The sequence below is a fragment of the Pseudomonas sp. P5_109 genome, from assembly GCF_034009455.1.
Lineage (GTDB): Bacteria > Pseudomonadota > Gammaproteobacteria > Pseudomonadales > Pseudomonadaceae > Aquipseudomonas.
The window spans coordinates 5147050-5164893 of the sequence record NZ_CP125380.1 but is presented as its reverse complement, the minus strand read 5'-3'; the positions used below and the strand labels follow the sequence as shown (position 1 = coordinate 5164893).

Annotated in this window: 17 protein-coding genes; 8 read left to right on the top strand and 9 right to left on the bottom strand. The window is 60.1% G+C overall.

Annotated elements, in window-relative coordinates:
- Window positions 1-27 precede the first annotated feature (27 nt).
- Window positions 28-447, bottom strand: a complete 420-nt coding sequence (locus tag QMK54_RS22820) for an organic hydroperoxide resistance protein (RefSeq protein ID WP_320401391.1) — start codon at window positions 445-447, stop codon at window positions 28-30.
- A 782-nt stretch (window positions 448-1229) separates the two neighbouring features.
- Between QMK54_RS22820 and QMK54_RS22815 the strand changes: the two genes are divergently transcribed.
- Complete coding sequence (locus tag QMK54_RS22815) at window positions 1230-2288, top strand: IS110 family transposase (RefSeq protein WP_320402891.1); 1059 nt, start codon at window positions 1230-1232, stop codon at window positions 2286-2288.
- A 332-nt stretch (window positions 2289-2620) separates the two neighbouring features.
- Here the strand turns inward: QMK54_RS22815 and QMK54_RS22810 are convergent, their stop codons facing one another.
- Both QMK54_RS22810 and QMK54_RS22805 read right to left on the bottom strand, forming a co-directional pair.
- The gene (locus tag QMK54_RS22810) at window positions 2621-3082 is read right to left on the bottom strand and encodes a MarR family winged helix-turn-helix transcriptional regulator (RefSeq protein ID WP_095944948.1); all 462 of its coding nucleotides are present in this window, start codon (window positions 3080-3082) and stop codon (window positions 2621-2623) included.
- Window positions 3083-3149: 67 nt separating this feature from the next.
- Complete coding sequence (locus tag QMK54_RS22805) at window positions 3150-4106, bottom strand: LysR family transcriptional regulator (protein WP_320401390.1); 957 nt, start codon at window positions 4104-4106, stop codon at window positions 3150-3152.
- A 111-nt stretch (window positions 4107-4217) separates the two neighbouring features.
- Between QMK54_RS22805 and QMK54_RS22800 the strand changes: the two genes are divergently transcribed.
- Entirely contained in the window at window positions 4218-4967 is a 750-nt protein-coding gene (locus QMK54_RS22800; RefSeq protein ID WP_320401389.1) for a sulfite exporter TauE/SafE family protein, read from the top strand.
- On the opposite strand, the gene QMK54_RS22795 is transcribed toward QMK54_RS22800, so the two are convergent.
- Window positions 4957-5811: a LysR substrate-binding domain-containing protein gene (locus QMK54_RS22795; protein ID WP_110659413.1), complete on the bottom strand. Its 855-nt coding sequence runs from the start codon at window positions 5809-5811 to the stop codon at window positions 4957-4959. The two genes, QMK54_RS22800 and QMK54_RS22795, sit on opposite strands and share 11 nt — an antisense overlap.
- A 95-nt stretch (window positions 5812-5906) precedes the next feature.
- On the opposite strand from QMK54_RS22795, the gene QMK54_RS22790 reads away from it, so the two are divergent.
- Window positions 5907-6122, top strand: coding sequence for a DUF1127 domain-containing protein (locus QMK54_RS22790; RefSeq protein WP_110659414.1), 216 nt, complete (start codon window positions 5907-5909; stop codon window positions 6120-6122).
- A gap of 80 nt (window positions 6123-6202) precedes the next feature.
- Window positions 6203-7432, top strand: a complete 1230-nt coding sequence (locus QMK54_RS22785; RefSeq protein ID WP_320401388.1) for a winged helix-turn-helix domain-containing protein — start codon at window positions 6203-6205, stop codon at window positions 7430-7432.
- A gap of 98 nt (window positions 7433-7530) precedes the next feature.
- On the opposite strand, the gene QMK54_RS22780 is transcribed toward QMK54_RS22785, so the two are convergent.
- Window positions 7531-8877, bottom strand: coding sequence for a class II 3-deoxy-7-phosphoheptulonate synthase (locus tag QMK54_RS22780; RefSeq protein WP_223589524.1), 1347 nt, complete (start codon window positions 8875-8877; stop codon window positions 7531-7533).
- Between the two features lie 150 nt (window positions 8878-9027).
- Between QMK54_RS22780 and QMK54_RS22775 the strand changes: the two genes are divergently transcribed.
- Window positions 9028-9783, top strand: a complete 756-nt coding sequence (locus QMK54_RS22775) for a spermidine synthase (RefSeq protein ID WP_108229894.1) — start codon at window positions 9028-9030, stop codon at window positions 9781-9783.
- Window positions 9784-9903: 120 nt separating this feature from the next.
- Here the strand turns inward: QMK54_RS22775 and QMK54_RS22770 are convergent, their stop codons facing one another.
- On the bottom strand, window positions 9904-10695 hold the full coding sequence (locus QMK54_RS22770) for a crotonase/enoyl-CoA hydratase family protein (RefSeq protein ID WP_110659417.1): 792 nt from the start codon (window positions 10693-10695) through the stop codon (window positions 9904-9906).
- 422 nt (window positions 10696-11117) lie between these two features.
- Here QMK54_RS22770 and QMK54_RS22765 point away from each other — a divergent pair, with 422 nt between their 5' ends.
- Window positions 11118-12791, top strand: a complete 1674-nt coding sequence (locus tag QMK54_RS22765) for a DEAD/DEAH box helicase (RefSeq protein WP_034150150.1) — start codon at window positions 11118-11120, stop codon at window positions 12789-12791.
- A 197-nt stretch (window positions 12792-12988) separates the two neighbouring features.
- Here the strand turns inward: QMK54_RS22765 and QMK54_RS22760 are convergent, their stop codons facing one another.
- Window positions 12989-13756 (bottom strand): DODA-type extradiol aromatic ring-opening family dioxygenase, encoded by a 768-nt coding sequence (locus QMK54_RS22760; RefSeq protein WP_223589519.1) that lies wholly within the window; start codon window positions 13754-13756, stop codon window positions 12989-12991.
- A 102-nt stretch (window positions 13757-13858) separates the two neighbouring features.
- On the opposite strand from QMK54_RS22760, the gene QMK54_RS22755 reads away from it, so the two are divergent.
- Window positions 13859-14515: a thiopurine S-methyltransferase gene (locus tag QMK54_RS22755; RefSeq protein WP_110659419.1), complete on the top strand. Its 657-nt coding sequence runs from the start codon at window positions 13859-13861 to the stop codon at window positions 14513-14515.
- Window positions 14516-14697: 182 nt separating this feature from the next.
- Here QMK54_RS22755 and htpX read toward each other — a convergent pair whose 3' ends face one another.
- Together htpX and QMK54_RS22745 are read right to left on the bottom strand one after the other, a co-directional pair.
- Window positions 14698-15588, bottom strand: a complete 891-nt coding sequence (gene htpX, locus QMK54_RS22750; protein WP_007973520.1) for a protease HtpX — start codon at window positions 15586-15588, stop codon at window positions 14698-14700.
- A 318-nt stretch (window positions 15589-15906) separates the two neighbouring features.
- Window positions 15907-17118: a pyridoxal phosphate-dependent aminotransferase gene (locus tag QMK54_RS22745; protein ID WP_007973513.1), complete on the bottom strand. Its 1212-nt coding sequence runs from the start codon at window positions 17116-17118 to the stop codon at window positions 15907-15909.
- A gap of 226 nt (window positions 17119-17344) precedes the next feature.
- Here QMK54_RS22745 and msrB point away from each other — a divergent pair, with 226 nt between their 5' ends.
- A complete protein-coding gene (gene msrB, locus QMK54_RS22740; protein WP_110659423.1) occupies window positions 17345-17740 on the top strand; it encodes a peptide-methionine (R)-S-oxide reductase MsrB in 396 nt (131 codons plus the stop codon).
- Window positions 17741-17844: the final 104 nt, after the last annotated feature.

Below are 17844 nucleotides of genomic sequence, written 5' to 3'. Positions count from 1 at the left end.
TCCTGTTCGGGCCTGGGTAGTCAGCGCTTAGACGGTTACGTGCAGACGCACATCGACGTTGCCACGGGTGGCGTTGGAGTACGGGCAGACCTGGTGGGCTCCTTCGACCAGTGCTTGTGCATCGGCTTGTTCAAGACCCGGCAGGCTGACGTGCAGGCCGATATCCAGGCCGAAGCCGCCAGGGATCTGGCCAATGCCGACGTGGGCGGTGATCGATGCGTCATTGGGGATGCTGCGCTGGGTCTGGCTGGCCACGAATTTCAGGGCGCCGATAAAGCAGGCGGAGTAACCGGCGGCGAACAGTTGCTCAGGGTTGGTGGCTGCACCGCCGGCACCGCCGAGTTCTTTCGGGGTGGCGAGCTTGACGTCGAGGATGTTGTCGCTGGAAACCGCACGACCGTCACGGCCACCGGTGGAAGTTGCGATCGCGGTGTAGAGAGTTTGCATGGTGAAAGCCTCGTTCAGGATTGGGTTGTTTTGCGCTAAATGTTTGCGCGCTAAGTAAGTGCGAGGTAAATGTATCGCGCTAATATTTAGTGCGCAATATAAAAATAAAATGAATTTACAAGAACGGACGAACGGTTGAACAGGATTGGCTGAGGGGGTGAGGTTTTACAGGCGAATTTTCAGGAAGGGGAGAATCGGGTTCTTTAGCGCGACCCAAAACAAATGTGGGAGCGGGATTTGTGCCTGGCGGCAATCCCCTGTAGGAGCTGGCTTGCCAGCGATGGCTGAGTGTCAGGCGAAGTAAATGTTGGCTGTGCCGGCCTCTTCGCGAGCAAGCCCGCTCCCACAGGATTATTGGGTGCTCCCGGATTTGTGCCTGGCGGCAATCCCCTGTAGGAGCTGGCTTGCCAGCGATGGTGGAGTGTCAGGCGAAGTAAATGTTGGCTGTGCCGGCCTATTCGCGAGCAAGCCCGCTCCCACAGGATTATTGGGTGCTCCCGGATTTGTGCCTGGCGGCAATCCCCTGTAGGAGCTTGCCAGCGATGGCGGAGTGTCAGGCGAAGTAAATGTTAGCTATGCCGGCCTCTTCGCGAGCAAGCCCGCTCCCACAGGATTATTGGGTGCTCCCGGATTTGTGCCTGGCGGCAATCCCCTGTAATTGGATGGACTCGCCCAAGCCGAGGCGTCAATGCGCCACGGTGGCAGTCTAAACAGCCAACGACAGCGAGGGCGAGTCCATGAAAAATCATAGTTCGTTTGATCAATCCGTGTCTTCTTCCAATTTGTCGGCCTGCACAACCTTGGCGGTCGACTTGGCCAAACAGGTCTTTCAGGTCGCCGGTGAAGATATCCTCGGCCAGGTGCGCTACGAGCAGCGGATCAAGTCGCGCGAGGCGTTTTATGATTTTCTCCGACAGTTGCCGGCGCATGTCGTGGTTTTGATGGAGACCGGTCCGGGTGCCCAGGCCTGGGCCCGGCAGCTGCAAGAGCAAGGTAATCCGGTGCGGATTCTTCCAGCCGGTTTGGTGGCCACACATCGCAGCGGGCCTAAAAATGATCGCAACGATGCGCTGGCGATTCTGCGGGCCAATCGCGATGAAAAAATCTGCGCAGTACCGGTCAAAAGCGTTGCGGCGCTGGCAATGCAGGCGTTGCATCGCGCCCGCCAGGGCTATGTGCGTCGACGCACGGCCCTCAGTAATCAGATGCGCGGCCTGCTGCTTGAGCACGGCGTAGCCTTGGCACAGGGCGATGTTGCGATCAGCCAGAAAATCCCGCGGGTGCTGGAAGATGCCACCCAGCCGGTGCCGGGCCTGCTGCGTGAGCTGATCGACGAACTGTTGGCCGAGTGGCGCCATTTGGGCGAGCGCATCAGCGTACTGACGGGACGCCTGGAAGTGGCCGCCAACGCTGACATGACGGCGAAGCGGCTAATGACTGTACGCGGCATCGGCCCGGTCACTGCCACGGCACTGGTGGCCAAGGAAACCAAGCCTGAGCGCTTTCCCAATGCCCGCAAGTTTGCCGCGTACTTTGGCATGGTGCCTGACCAGCACAGCAGCGGGGAGACGGTCCGGTTGGGGGGCATGACCAAGCGAGGTGATGCTTATTTACGCAGCCTGATGATCCAGGGGGCCCATGCGGTGCTGCAACAACTACGACCTGATTCCCAGCAACCCGATGACCGCCGCTTGTTGCACTGGATGAGCCGGTTGGGCCGCAAGGAGGCTGCGATCAGGCTAGCCAACCGCAACCTGCGAATCGTCTGGGTGCTTCTACAGAATGACCAGACTTATCGTCGCCACGCGGGTGATGGCCAGCCAGCGACGATGGGCCACTGAGCGACAGAGTTCTGCCACCGAGGTACTAACCGTCTGACCCTCTGCTGAAAAAAATTGACCCCAGGTAAGACCGGCGTGGATTGATGCCTAAGCTCCTACTGGCCTTCGAGGCCTGACTGTAATCGGCATACCACGAGCTTTTCCAATTTTGGCCAGAAGCCGAAGACGGCTTCCACGAATAGGCCTAATACATAGATGCAACGGGGCAGCGGTTTTTCAAAAGCGGGTAGACAGTGGGGGCGAGTCCATACATAGGAGCTGGCTTGCCAGCGATGGCGGAGTGTCATGGTGAAGACAGTTTCTCCCACAAGGGTTTTGTGGTGGTCTTGAAATTACAGGCTGTCTTGCAGGTGACGACGCAGCTCTTGCAGCTCTGCTTGCAGTTTTTGCAGGCGCTCCACGGTCATCCCGCTGGCGCCGAGGATGCACTGGGGCACATCCCGGGCCTTGTCGCGCAATGCCCGGCCCTGTTCGGTGAGTTCGACGATCACCACCCGTTCATCTTCGCGGCTGCGGGTACGGCTGAGCAGGCCTTCGGCTTCCAGGCGCTTGAGCAGCGGCGTCAACGAGCCAGGATCGGTCAGCAATCGCGTGCTGATTTCGCCTACGGTCAAACCGTCCCGTTCCCACAACACCATCATCGCCAGGTATTGCGGGTAGGTCAGGCCCAGCGCTTGCAGCAAGGGCTTGTAGACCTTGGTCATCATCAGCGAAGTGGAATGCAGGGCGAAGCAGGCCTGATTATCCAGCAGCAGGTTGTCGCAGTTGTCCGGGGTGTTGCGCTCGGTGGTCATGTCGAAGCCTTTATCTGTGATCTCTGAAATCTAGCGGGCGAATCTTTAATGCGCCAGATAATTTTGATCAGTGCCGTTGCAAATGGGTTTGCAGCAGCAGATCCCAGGGCGGCACCGGGCTGAAGCGGGTTTTCAGGTACTCCAGCAGTAAACGACTGCGGGAGTTGGGTTGCTGTTCCAGGCGCAAGGCATAGATGCCGGCGCTTTCCGGTTTCGGCAGGCCGCTGTCGCAGAACAGTGGCAGCAATTCACCGCGCAACAGGTACTCGCTGGCCAGCCAGGTCGGCAGGTGCGCGATACCCAGCCCGGCCAATGCGCCGCAGACCAGGGCCTCGGCATTGTTGGCGCTCATGCGGACCCGCGCCGGCCGGTGCAACTGCATTTGCCCGTCCCGTTCGAAACGCCAGGCGAAGGGCGGCGCCAGGCCATCCCAGTCGAGTCCGTCGTGTTCAATCAGTTGTGACGGCTCCGTCGGCACGCCGCGACGCCGCAAATAATCAGGGCTGGCGCAGGCGATACGGACCATGCTCGCCAGTGGCGTGGCCACCAGTCGGGTGTCGGCCAATTGTCCGGCGCGCAGCACCAGATCGACCTTGCCGAGGTTCAGGCCCTGCATGTCGACGAAGCTGTCGATCAGGTGCAGTTGCACATCGAGCCCCGGATAGAGCATGAGGAAATCGGCAATCACCGGTGCCAGGTGCCGGCGCCCAAAGGCTGCCGGCGCATCGATACGGATCAGACCTTCCGGCGCGCTACTCAAAGACACCGCCTCAGCCCGGGCCAGGCGCAACTCGGCGACGATCCGCCGTGCTCGTTCGGCAAAGGCCAATCCCGCCGGGGTGGCGCGTACCGCATGGGTGCTGCGGATGAACAACTGACTGCCGACCGCGTTTTCCAGGTTGTCGATCCGCCGAGCCACGGCCGAAGGGGTCAGCGGATGACGGCGCGAGGCGGCAGAAAAACTGCCGGTTTCCAGCACGTCGAGGAACAAAACCAGTTGGTCGGTCAGTTGATTGGGGTTCATGGCAGGTTTGTGCTTGTGCGAGTTTGGCAAAGCCATTGTGCGTTGCTGTGCGTTTCCGCGCCAGCAGCAACTGCGTAGGATCAAAGTCCTGACGGTAACGGGGAAAATGCTGTGATTGAGTTCTTGACGTACCTGGTGTTCGGCGCTGCCTTGGGCACGCTTGGCGGATTGTTTGGCATCGGCGGCGGCCTGATTGCCATTCCGCTGTTGGGCGTGCTGTTCGGGCTAGATCAGCAAATTGCCCAAGGCACGGCGTTGGTGATGGTAGTGCCGAACGTGATGCTGGCGCTGTGGCGCTACCATCAGCGCAACCGGATCGAACTGCGCCACGCCTTACCGCTGGCCAGTATGGGGTTCTGCTTCGCCTGGCTCGGATCGATCTGGGCGGTGGGCATCGATGCGCAAACCATGCGTATAGGCTTTGTCGCGTTTCTCATCGCACTGTCGGCGTACAACCTCGTTCGCATGTTCGCCGCCAGCGCCCCGGCGGCTTCGCAGATGAACTACTCATGGCCCTGGCTGGGCGTGCTCGGTGCGGCATCAGGCACAATGGGCGGGTTGTTCGGCGTGGGGGGCGCGGTGGTGGCGACACCGGTGTTGACCAGTCTGTTCGGCACCAGTCAGGTGGTTGCGCAGGGGTTGTCGTTGGCGCTGGCCTTGCCGAGCACAGGGGTGACGCTGGTGACTTATGCTGTGCACCATCAGGTCGACTGGGTGATCGGCCTACCCTTGGCGATCGGTGGGCTGATGAGCATCAGTTGGGGCGTGAAGGTTGCCCACGCACTGCCAGAGCGACTGCTGCGCGGGCTGTTTTGCGGATTCCTGGTGTTTTGTGCGGTGATGCTCGCCTTCAAAGTTTGAAGCCGTCGATGATGTGTTCGGCCAGGCACTCGGTGATCGGCGACGGGTTATGCAGATTACGCACGAGCATGATGCTGGCCTCGGGCAGTAGCGGCAGATCTTCGGCCTCGCCGAGGATGCGCATGTCCGCGGTGATCAGGCTTTCAAGCTGCGCGGTGACCGCCAGCCCGGCGCTGACTACCGCCATGATCGCCGACAGGCTGTCGCTGTTATACGCCACCCGGTAATCGCGCCCCCGGGCATCCAGGGCATTGCAGGCCCACTGGCGGCAGAAGCAGTCACTGTTGAACATCGCCAGCGGCAGCGGCGTCTGCTCGTGGGCGCTATAGCATTGCGCCTCGGCCCAGACAAAACGCTCCTTGCGCAGCAACTGGCCGATTTCGCTGCCCGGTTCGCGGGTCACGATGGACAGGTCCAGGTCCTGGCGCATCAGCAGTTGTTTTGATGATTCGCAGTGCACTTCGATCTGGATCAACGGGTAGGACTGGGCAAACCGCCGCAGAATCCCCGGGAGGAATCGCATCACATAATCGTCCGGGGTGCCGATGCGCACCGTGCCGACCATGTCGGGCTCACGCAGGGTATTGAAAACTTCGCTGTGCAGCTTGAGGATCCGCCGCGCATAACCCAGCAATACCTGGCCTTCGGCCGTCAATCGCACCTGCCGTCCGTCACGCTGGAACAACTGACGCTGCAACACGTCTTCTTCCAGTCGTTTCATCTGCATGCTGACGGCTGACTGGGTGCGGTTGACCAATTCACCCGCACGGGTAAAGCCGCCTTGGTCGGCGATGGCGACGAAGGTGCGCAGCACTTCGGTATCGATGCTCGGGTAGGCTGACATCCATCAATCTCCGAGATATGTGACATCAGAAACATTCGTTGGATTGATCTTAGACCCGGGGCGAGACTGAAGCCATCCAAACGGAGGGCAACAAGATGAAAGGTCAACATGAGTTTCAAGGTGCGGAAAAACACTCGGTCCACCTGATATCCGATCTGCTGCACAAGGTCGGGCGCTGGTACGAACTGCATCGCGAGCGTGAACTGCTGGCGAGCTTGAGCGACGAAGCACTCAAGGACATCGGCATGAGTCGTGCGGATGTGGAGAACGAGTCGATCAAACCGTTCTGGAGCGACCCGATGCATAAATGATCCGATCAATAAATGATGAATGCCACGCTACACAAACCCCTTACCGGTGAGGTAGGTTGCGAGCAGACAAGGAGATGCCCATGCCCGCAACATTGTCCTTTACCCTCAAACAGGCTCGGCGTCTGGCGCTGGCCGCCCAAGGGTTCAACGGGCGGCAGCCGCCAGCGTCTATCAAGGCTGTTGCGCTCAACCGACTGATCGAACGGCTGGGCATTTTGCAGATCGATTCGGTCAATGCATTGGTGCGTTCGCACTACCTTCCGCTGTTTTCCCGCCTCGGTAACTACTCTTCCGATTTACTCGACCAGGCTGCCTGGAGTCAGGGCCGCCGCCGAACACTATTCGAGTATTGGGGCCATGAAGCCTCGTTGCTGCCCCTTTCCATGTACCCGTTGATGCGTTGGCGCATGCAGCGTGCAAGTCGTGGCGAAGACATCTATCAGCAATTGGCGCGTTTTGGGCGTGAACAGCAAGACACGATCCGTCGGGTGCTGGCTTCGGTTGAGAAGCAAGGCGCGCTTGGCGCCGGGAGCTTGTCGACCCGTCAGGAACGGGCTGGGCCCTGGTGGGACTGGAGCGCGGAAAAGCATGCGCTGGAGTGGTTGTTCGCTGCCGGTGAAGTAACCGTCGCCGGACGGCGCGGATTTGAAAGGCTCTACGATTTGCCGGAACGGGTGATTCCCTCGGCGATTCTTGCGCAGCCCGTCCTGAGTGAAGACGATGCCCAGCGCGGCCTGTTGCGGCATGCGGCAACGGCCTTGGGTGTCGGTACGGAGAAGGACTTGCGTGACTATTTCCGCTTGAACCCTGCGGACAGTCGTCCACGTTTGGCCGAGTTGGTCGAAGCCGGTGAATTGCTGACCTGCGAAGTCCAGGGCTGGCGACAGCCGGCCTATTGCCTGCCCGAAGTAAAAGTGCCGCGCAAAGTCGCGGCCAGTGCCTTGCTCTCGCCCTTCGATTCGCTGATCTGGGAACGCAGCCGGACTGAGCGGTTGTTTGATTTCCGCTACCGGCTGGAGATCTACACACCCCAGGATAAACGGGTGTACGGCTATTACGTCCTGCCGTTTTTGCACAACGAACGGATTGCCGCGCGCGTCGATTTGCGCGCCGAGCGGGCGGCGGGGCGGTTGGCGGTGCACGCGGTGCATGAAGAAGAGGCGGGGCTGGATGACGAGGGGATGCTGGCGTTGGCGGTCAATCTGCGGCAGATGGCGGATTGGCTGGGGTTGGCGCAGGTTCAACTGAATTGCCCGCGGGCGAGTGCGGCGCGGTTGCGGGTGGCATTCTCACAAATTGGCGGTGTTTGACCTGGCCTCTTCGCGAGCAAGCCCGCTCCCACATGGGGTCTGTGTCGTTCACAAATCCAATGTGGGAGCGGGCTTGCTCGCGAAGGGCGCGACGCTATCTAGCGCCGAACCTGCTTCAGGGTTTCAGCAATCAAAAACGCCAGCTCCAGCGACTGATCGGCATTCATTCGCGGGTCGCAATGGGTGTGATAACGATCCGACAAGCCGTCCTCGGTAATCGGTCGCGCACCACCGATGCACTCGGTCACGTTCTGCCCGGTCATTTCGATGTGAATGCCACCGGCATAACTGCCTTCGGCTTCGTGCACCTGGAAGAACTGCTTCACCTCGCCAAGAATCTGCGCGAAGTCGCGGGTCTTGTAGCCGCTGCTGGCCTTGATGGTGTTGCCGTGCATCGGGTCGGAACTCCACAGCACTTGCTTGCCTTCGCACTGGACGGCACGGATCAGTTGCGGCAAATGATCGCCGACCTTGTTCGCGCCCATCCGTGCGATCAGGTTCAGGCGACCCGGGTCGTTGTCCGGGTTGAGCACATCGATCAGGCGAATCAGGTCGTCCGGGTTCATGCTCGGGCCAACCTTGACCCCTATCGGGTTGTTCACCCCACGCAGGAATTCGACGTGGGCGCCGTCGAGCTGGCGGGTGCGGTCACCGATCCACAGCATGTGGGCCGAGCAGTCGTAGTAATCATTGGTCAGGCTGTCGCGACGCACGAACGCTTCTTCGTAGTTCAGCAGCAGTGCTTCGTGGGCGGTGAAGAAGCTGGTCTCGCGCAGTTGTGGCGAAGTGTCCATGCCACAAGCGCGCATGAACGCCAGGGTTTCATCGATGCGGTCGGCCAGGTGGCTGTATTTTTCCGCCAGCGCCGAGTTGGCGATGAAGTCCAGGTTCCACTTGTGCACTTGATGCAGGTCGGCAAAACCGCCCTGGGCGAATGCGCGCAACAGGTTCAGGGTGGCGGTGGACTGGTGATAGGACTGCAACAGGCGCTCCGGGTCCGGCACGCGGCTTTTTTCGTCGAAGCCGATGCCGTTGACGATGTCGCCACGGTAGGCGGGCAGGGTCACGCCATCAATGGTTTCGTCGTTGGCCGAGCGCGGCTTGGCGAACTGCCCGGCCATGCGCCCGACCTTGACCACTGGGCAGCCTGCGGCGAAAGTCATGACGATCGCCATCTGCAACAACACCTTGAAAGTGTCGCGGATTTTCGCAGCGGAGAATTCGGCGAAGCTTTCGGCGCAGTCGCCACCCTGCAGCAGAAACGCGCGGCCCTGGGTCACCTCGGCAAACTGACGGCGCAATTCCCGGGCTTCACCGGCAAACACCAGTGGCGGATAGCTGGCCAGGGTTTGCTCGACCTGCTGCAAATGCGCGGCGTCGGGGTATTGGGGTTGTTGCTGGATCGGCAGGGCGCGCCAGCTGTCAGGGCTCCAGGGTTGGCTCATCACGGTCTCTAGTGTTTTCGCTTGGACGTCCATGTTATCAGCAAATTAGTGCGTGACCTGTTCCCGTCGCTTCGTCGACAATCTCGCCTTTGCCGCTCTCTACACGCGGTGTTATTGCGTTGCCGGCCCCGGTGACGATCAGGAGATGAAATGACTGAGGAGCGCGTCGAGCATCTGCTCGCTGAGGTGCAGGACGAGTTCGGTGTGATTCGTGTGCTGGAAGTGGCTGATTACCGTTTTCTCGAGTTCGGTGATGCCATCGAGCAAAGCTGCGTGTTCACGGCCGATCCGAGCTGGCTCGAGTACGACTATACCCGGGCGATGCTGATCGGCGCGCTGTGCCACGAGCAACCGGAAAGCGCCCTGTTTCTCGGCCTCGGCGCCGGGACGCTGACCCAGGCCTGCCTCAAGTTCCTGCCGCTGGAAGATGTCGAAGCCATCGAACTGCGCCCGGATGTACCGCGCCTGGCCATCGAGTACCTGGGGCTGGATGACGATCCGCGCCTGTACATCCGCGTTGGCGATGCGCTGGAGCTACTGGATACCGCTGAGTCGGCCGACCTGATTTTCGTCGACCTTTATACCGATGTCGGACCGGGTGTCGGGCATCTGGCCTGGAGCTTTCTGGAAAACTGCCAGAAACGATTGAATCCGGGTGGCTGGCTGGTCATCAATCAGTGGGCAACCGACGATGGAAAACCCCTGGGCGCCGCCTTGTTGCGCGGTTTGTATCACCGACATTACTGGGAGTTGCCGGTGAAGGAGGGCAATGTGATTCTGATCGTGCCGTCGGAGCTGGATCAGGAACTGGACATGGATGGCCTGATCGCCCGCGCCGAAGCGTTGGCTCCGCGGTTGGGGTACTCGCTGGATTCGTTGATCAAGTGCATTCGCCCGGCGACATGAATGCGCTGATGCTGCTGGCCTCTTCGCGAGCAAGCCCGCTCCCACAGGGTCTTTTGGACGCCGAAGACCCACTGTAGGAGCGAGCTTGCTCGCGATGGCTTTCTAACTGGCAATACAGGGTTAAATCCCTTTGAAAACCCCGGGCCGCCGCTCCACCATCGACCGCACACCTTCCTTGACGTCCTCGCTGGCCATCAACTTCTTGACCAGCGCCGGCAACGCCTGTGCTGCAGCTATTTCCCCTTCATAGCGGGCCTGTCGCGCGGACATCAGCGTCGCCTGCACACCTAGCGGCGCCTGGCGGGCGATCCGCTCGGCCAGCTCGATCGCCCTGGGCAGCAAGTCTTCACTGGCCATGACCTCCTGCACCAGGCCCAGGTGCAAGGCGTCGCGGGCGTCGAACTCATCGCCGGTCAACAACCAGCGCATGGCGTTGCCCCAACCCGACACTTGGTGCAGGCGCAGTGTCGCGCCACCGAACGGGAAGATCCCGCGTTGCACTTCCATCTGCGCGAACCGGGTGTTGCTGGCGCACAGGTTGATATCGGCGGCCAGCATCAATTCGATGCCGATGGTCAGGCAATAGCCTTGGGCGGCGACGATCACCGGTTTGTTGACCCTGGGACCTGCGAACACTCCCCACGGATCACAGCCGCCGGGTGGAACCTGCCAGCCATCTGCCAGGGTGACGCTGGCATTGACCAGATCGAGTCCGGCGGTGAAGTGCTCGCCATGAGCGAACACCACCGCCACGCGCGCCTCGCTATCGGCCTCGAATTCGCCATAGGCCAGACTCAAGGCGTTGAGCAGGTCGAGATCGAAGGCATTGCGCTTGGCCACCCGATCCAGACCAATCATGAACACATGGCCATGCCGTTCGCGGCTGACTCGACTGGAGCAGGGCTGATTCATGGAGCGATCCTCGGGGTGGGAAAGGCGTGCCAGACCGGCGGTCTGCACGGCAAAAGGTGAACCGTTTTAGCGCCATCACCCGCAAGGCCGGGCCTTTGAAAAATAGACGGCTGATCGATTATTCGCAAAGCATGTGACACAACGGCGTGCCCGGTGGATTTTCGATAAAAAAAGCTCCCTTTTTTAGCGAATTCCGGTATAGTGCGCGCCGGCCTTTAACCGGGCCGCGTTTAGGTAGCGCAATTCCCCGAAGCCAGCTTCGGCTGCACGTCCGCCCAGCGGACTCTTCCTTGACGATTCTTTTCATTCATTCGTTTTCGCAAATCCCCGCCGACAAAGCTGCCAGGGCGACTCTTGAGTCTCAACACGGCACGCGCAGCTTTGGAGCATGGGTCTTTGCGGATGCACTTAGAGGCAGACCCATGACCCAGGAAACCGGCGGCTTCGCCGCTTTTAATCTTAATCCGAATATTCTTGCAGCCGTCACCGCGACTGGCTACGAAGAGCCATCGGCTATTCAGCAGCAATCGATCCCGATCATCATGGCCGGTCACGACATGATTGGTCAGGCGCAAACCGGTACGGGTAAAACCGCTGCGTTCGCCCTGCCGATCCTGCATCGCATCGATCCTGCAAAGCGCGAACCGCAAGCCCTGATCCTGGCCCCAACTCGTGAGTTGGCGCTACAAGTTGCAACCGCTTTCGAAACCTATGCCAAGCAAATGCCTGGCGTAACTGTTGTGGCTGTCTACGGCGGCGCGCCGATGGGCCCACAGCTGAAAGCAATCCGTAATGGCGCACAGATCGTTGTCGCCACTCCGGGCCGTCTGTGCGACCACCTGCGTCGCGACGAAAAAGTACTGGCGACTGTGAACCACCTGGTTCTCGACGAAGCTGACGAAATGCTCAAGCTGGGCTTCATGGACGACCTGGAAGTTATCTTCAAGGCTCTGCCTGCAACCCGTCAGACCGTATTGTTCTCGGCCACCTTGCCGCAGTCGATCCGTGCCATTGCCGAACGCCACCTGCGCGATCCGCAACACGTGAAGATCCAGACCAAGACCCAGACCGTTACCGCGATCGAACAGGCTCACCTGTTGGTTCACGCTGACCAGAAGACTTCGGCCGTTCTCAGCTTGCTGGAAGTGGAAGATTTCGACGCCCTGATCATGTTCGTACGCACCAAGCAAGCGACCCTGGATCTGGCCAGTGCCCTGGAAGCCAAAGGCTACAAAGCCGCCGCGCTGAACGGTGACATCGCCCAGAACCAGCGTGAGCGCGTGATCGACTCCCTCAAGGATGGCCGTCTGGACATCGTTGTGGCGACCGACGTTGCCGCTCGTGGCCTGGACGTTCCGCGCATCACTCACGTGTTCAACGTTGACATGCCGTACGATCCAGAGTCCTACGTTCACCGTATCGGCCGTACCGGCCGTGCCGGTCGCGAAGGTCGTGCACTGCTGCTGGTGACTCCGCGTGAGCGCCGCATGCTGCAAGTGATCGAGCGTGTAACCGGTCAGAAGGTTGCTGAAGTTCGCCTGCCAGACGCTCAAGCCGTTCTGGATGCGCGCATCAAGAAACTGACCAACAGCCTGTCGCCACTGGTGGCCGAGGCCGAATCGACTCACGGTGATCTGCTCGATCGCCTGACCGCCGACATCGGTTGCAGCCCGCGTGCCCTGGCTGCAGCCCTGCTGCGCAAGGCTACCAACGGTCAAGCGCTGAACCTGGCCGCTATCGAGAAAGAACGTCCGCTGGTGCCTAACAACGCACCGCGTGGCGATCGTCCGGAGCGTTCCGGTGATCGTCCTGAGCGTGGCGACCGTGAGCGTCGTGCTCCGATGCCACTGGGCGAAGGCCGTGCACGTTGCCGTACCGCGCTGGGCGCGCGTGATGGTATCGCTGCCAAGAACCTGCTGGGCGCCATCCTCAACGAAGGTGGTCTGGCGCGTGAAGCCATCGGTCGCATCCAGGTGCGTGACAGCTTCAGCCTCGTCGAGCTGCCGGAAGATGGTCTTGAGAAGTTGCTGACCAAGCTGAAGGACACTCGCGTTGCCGGCAAGCAGTTGAAGCTGCGTCGCTACCGCGAAGATTGATCCGCTCTCGGGCTGATTGATCGAACATAAAAAATCCCCGACTGGTTCGGGGATTTTTTTTGCCTGCTGCTTTGTGGTCGGCGGTTGATGTGTGGCACCGCTCTTCGCGAGCAAGTCGAATCGTCGCACCGCCGCTCCCACATTTGACCGCGATCCCCCGTGGGCTTGCTCGCGAAGGCCGCGACGCGGTCTGCCTGTCAGCCGAAGCGGTAAATGTCCATGCCCAGTGCGCCCATGGTGAACCCTTGGTGGGCAACACTGAATTGCCCCCCGGCAGCGCGGGCAAAGTACAGCGGCAACAAGTGCTCATCACTCGGATGACTGCGTACAGCGTTTGGCGCCTGCGCGCGATAGTCGTGCAGGGCGGCTTCGTCATTTGCTGCGAGTTTTTCGATCATCCAGTTGCGAAACGCCAGGGCCCAGGGCTCAACGCTCTCGGGGCCGGCATGCCAGTCGAGTTCGCGCAGGTTGTGAGTGATGCTGCCGGAGCCGATCAGCAGGACGCCATGTTCGCGCAGGCTGGCCAGCGCGTGGCCGACGCGGGTCTGTAGGGCGGGGCCGCCACGGGTGGGCAGAGATACCTGCACAATCGGGATATCCGCTTGCGGATACATCAACGACAAGGGTACCCAGACGCCATGGTCGAAAGGCCGATTGCTGTCGACACGGGCAGGAAGGCCATCAGCTTTCAATAACTGGCAAACCTCTGCCGCGAGTCGTGGGTCGCCGGAAGCGGGGTACTGGACCTCGAACAGGGCTTTGGGGAAACCACCGAAATCGTGCCAGGTTTCCGGTTGTGGATTTGCGCTGACCAGCAGCTCATTGCTCTCCCAGTGCGCAGACACAATCACGATGGCCTTGGGCTTCGGTATCTCGGCGGCCAGGCGGGCGAGTGCGGGGCCGCTGGCGCCGGGTTCCAGGGCGAGCATGGGGGAGCCGTGGGATATGTACAGGCTGGGGAACATGAATGAGCTCCTGAGGGTTAAGATGCAACATCTTCAGTCAGATCATTAATCTAAATCTAATATAAGTTTTAGGGTGTTTTGATCGAATTTTCGGGGTTATTTATGCAGCCGGAGTTTTGGCACAAGAAGTGGGCGTCGAATCAGATCGGCTTTCACCTGCCGCAAGTGAACCCTTATCTGAAGCGGTTCTGGCCAGCGTTAAGCCTTGAAGAAGGCGCACGCGTGTTGGTGCCGCTATGTGGAAAAAGCCTGGACTTGCTATGGCTCGCCCATCAAGGCCATGAGGTCTTGGGAGTTGAACTGTCGGAAAAAGCCGTCGAGGAGTTTTTCAGCGAACACGGCTTTGATCCGGCCGTCAGCGAACAGGGGCCGTTCAAGGTTTATCGGGCAGGTTCCATTGAGCTGTGGTGCGGCGACTTCTTCGAGCTGACGGCAGGCGATGTTGCCGATTGCTCCGCGCTTTATGATCGCGCGGCGTTGATCGCGTTGCCGGCGGAAATGCGAGAGCGCTATGCCGCCCATTTGAAGCGGATACTGCCGAAGGAAGCCCTTGGCCTGGTGATTACCCTGGACTATGACCAGGCACAAATGCCCGGCCCGCCGTTTGCTGTACTCGATGATGAGGTACGGCGATTGTTCAGTGACTCATGGGCGCTGAAGATCCTGGAAGATCAGGATGTGTTGAGCGAGAGCGGGAAGTTTCTGGAGGCGGGTGTGACGCGGCTTGAGGAGCGGGTGTATCGGGTTTCCAGTCGGTAGGATCGATTAGCTGCACTGGCCCCTTCGCGAGCAAGCCCGCTCCCACAGGGGATTTGTGAGCGACGCAGGACCCTTGTGGGAGCGGGCTTGCTCGCGAAGAGGTCCTAAAAAACACCGAAACATTCCAGCAGACAAAAAAAGGCCCGCATCACTGCGGGCCTTTTGATTTGCTGTGGAGCCTGTTAGCCACGACGACGAGCCAGAGCGTCGATACGCTCTTCCAGCGGCGGGTGGCTCATGAACATGCGAGCGAACCCTTGCTTGATGCCACCGTTGATGCCGAAGGCGTTCAGGGTGTCGGGCATGTGCACCGGCAGGCCTTGTTCCGCCCGCAGGCGTTGCAGGGCGCCAATCATCGCGGCGGTGCCGGCCAGGTTTGCACCGGCTTCGTCGGCACGGAATTCGCGCTTGCGCGAGAACCACATGACGATGGCGCTGGCCAGGATGCCCAGAACCAGTTCGGCGAAAATGGTCGCCACGTAGTAGGCAATGCCTTGGCCTTCTTCGTTCTTGAAGATCACCTTGTCGACGAAATTGCCGATGATCCGGGCGAAGAACATCACGAAGGTGTTCACCACGCCCTGGATCAGTGCCAGGGTAACCATGTCGCCATTGGCCACGTGGCCGATTTCGTGGGCCAGGACGGCTTTGACTTCATCCGGCGAGAAACGTTCGAGCAGACCCTGGCTCACGGCGACTAGCGCGTCGTTCTTGTTCCAGCCGGTGGCGAAGGCGTTCGCCTCGTAGGCCGGGAAGATACCGACTTCGGGCATCTTGATCCCGGCTTCGCGGGACAGTTGCTCGACGGTTTGCAGCAGCCATTGCTCGTGACGGGTGCGTGGCTGGGTGATGATCTGGGTGCTGGTGCTCATCTTCGCCATCCACTTGGAGATGAACAGCGAGAACAGCGAACCGGCGAAACCAAAGACCGCACAGAAAATCAGCAGCTGATTGAGGTTGAGGTCAACCCCATTGGCCGCCATGAACCCGTTGAAGCCGAAAAGGCTCAGGGTGATGCTGGCAATCAGCACGACCGCCAGGTTAGTGGCCAAGAACAGCAGGATGCGCATCATGGTTGTAGAAATCTCCTCATGCTAAAGATGTAGCTTACTGCGGGGTATATAAGGTGCTGCACCGGGGTATTCAACCGGGTGACTATTTCAAACTGTGTCCTACGGCAACAGTCTAGCTGCTTGCAGGGCATTTCCGACGCGAGTGCGGGAAGTGTTTGTCAGTCAAATCATGTCGAAGGCCCCCGCCTTTGTTAGGCGCGAGCAGGCAGGGCGTCATCCGGCAGGGCGCGAAGCGGTTGCCACCGGTGGCGCGCATGCATATGTTGCTGAATGAATCACCGTGCGACGCTGCAGCAGCGTCGCACGGTGACGGGCCGCTTACTGGCGGTAGGACTTGAGGAAGCCGCCGATGCGTCCGATGGCCATCTCCAGGTCATCGACGCGTGGCAAGGTCACGACGCGGAAGTGGTCCGGCCATGGCCAGTTGAAAGCGGTGCCTTGAACCACCAGCAGCTTTTCAGAGAGCAGCAGGTCGAGGACGAACTTTTCGTCGTTGTGGATCGGGCAGACCTTGGGGTCGATCCGCGGGAATGCATACAGCGCGCCCATCGGCTTGACGCAGCTCACGCCCGGAATGTCGTTGAGCAATTCCCAGGTGCGGTTGCGTTGCTCCAGCAGGCGGCCCTGCGGCAGCACCAGGTCATTGATGCTCTGATAGCCGCCCAGGGCGGTCTGGATCGCGTGCTGGCTCGGCACGTTGGCGCACAGGCGCATGTTGGCCAGCATGTCGATGCCTTCGATGTAGCTCTGGGCATGGTGCTTCGGACCGGAAATGGCGATCCAGCCGGAACGGAAGCCGGCCACGCGATAGGACTTGGACAGGCCGTTGAAGGTCAGGCAGAGCAGGTCTGGCGCCAGGGAGGCGGTGCAGATGTGCACGGCATCGTCGTAGAGGATCTTGTCGTAGATCTCGTCGGAGAACACCACCAGATTGTGTTGGCGGGCCAGTTCCAGCATGCCCAGCAGCACTTCCTTCGAATACACCGCGCCGGTCGGGTTGTTCGGGTTGATGATTACCAGGGCCTTGGTGTTCGGGGTGATCTTGGCCTTGATGTCGGCCAGGTCCGGCCACCAGTTGGCTTGCTCGTCACACAGGTAATGCACCGGGTTGCCGCCGGACAGGCTCACGGCTGCCGTCCACAGCGGGTAGTCAGGCGCAGGCACGAGCACTTCGTCGCCATTGTTGAGCAGGGCTTGCATCGACATCACGATCAGTTCGGAAACGCCGTTACCCAGGTAGATGTCTTCAATGCCGACACCTTCTACCTGCTTTTGCTGGTAGTACTGCATCACGGCCTTGCGCGCGCTGAACAGGCCCTTGGAGTCGCTATAGCCCTGGGCGGTCGGCAGGTTGCGGATCACGTCCTGGAGGATTTCATCCGGTGCTTCGAAACCAAAAGGCGCCGGGTTGCCGATGTTCAGCTTGAGGATGCGATGGCCTTCCTCTTCCAGGCGCTTGGCGTGCTTGAGCACCGGGCCGCGAATGTCGTAGCAGACGTTGGCGAGCTTGTTCGATTTGCTGACCTGCATGGCGATGTGTTCCCGAAAATGAACGATCCAGTCGGCGTTTGGACAACCGTACTGGGAATCCTGCGTATTCACACAGGCCTGACGCCTTGAGATGCAGCACCCATATTTCCGTTTGAATGCGCGTGGTCTGGCTGCCAGACTGGCGTTTGACGAGGCGCAATCATACGTGCCGCCCGATCCGTGGAAAAGGTACAGATCGGGCTTTTTCAGCCGCTGAGGTGTGATGATGGAAAAGTTGGAAAAAACCCTGGAAGAATGGAAGGCGATGCTCGATCCAGAGCAGTACAACGTGTGTCGTCTCAAGGGCACCGAACGACCGTTTTCCGGCAAGTACAACGCCACCAAGACCGACGGTATCTACCACTGCATCTGCTGTAACGAGCCGCTGTTCGACTCAACGACCAAGTTCGACTCCGGTTGCGGCTGGCCGAGCTTCTATGCGCCGATCGGCGACAACGCCATGACCGAAATCCGGGATGTCAGCCACGGCATGATCCGCACCGAAGTGGTCTGCGCCAAATGCGATGCGCACCTGGGGCACGTATTCCCTGATGGTCCGCCGCCGACGGGCCTGCGGTATTGCATCAATTCGGTGTGTCTGGACCTCGTTCCACGCGAATAATCCGACGCCCCGCAATTCCCCTGTAGGAGCTGGCTTGCCAGCGATGGCGTCCTTGAATGCGATGCAATACTTGAGGGCCCCTTCGCTGGCAAGCCAGCTCCTAC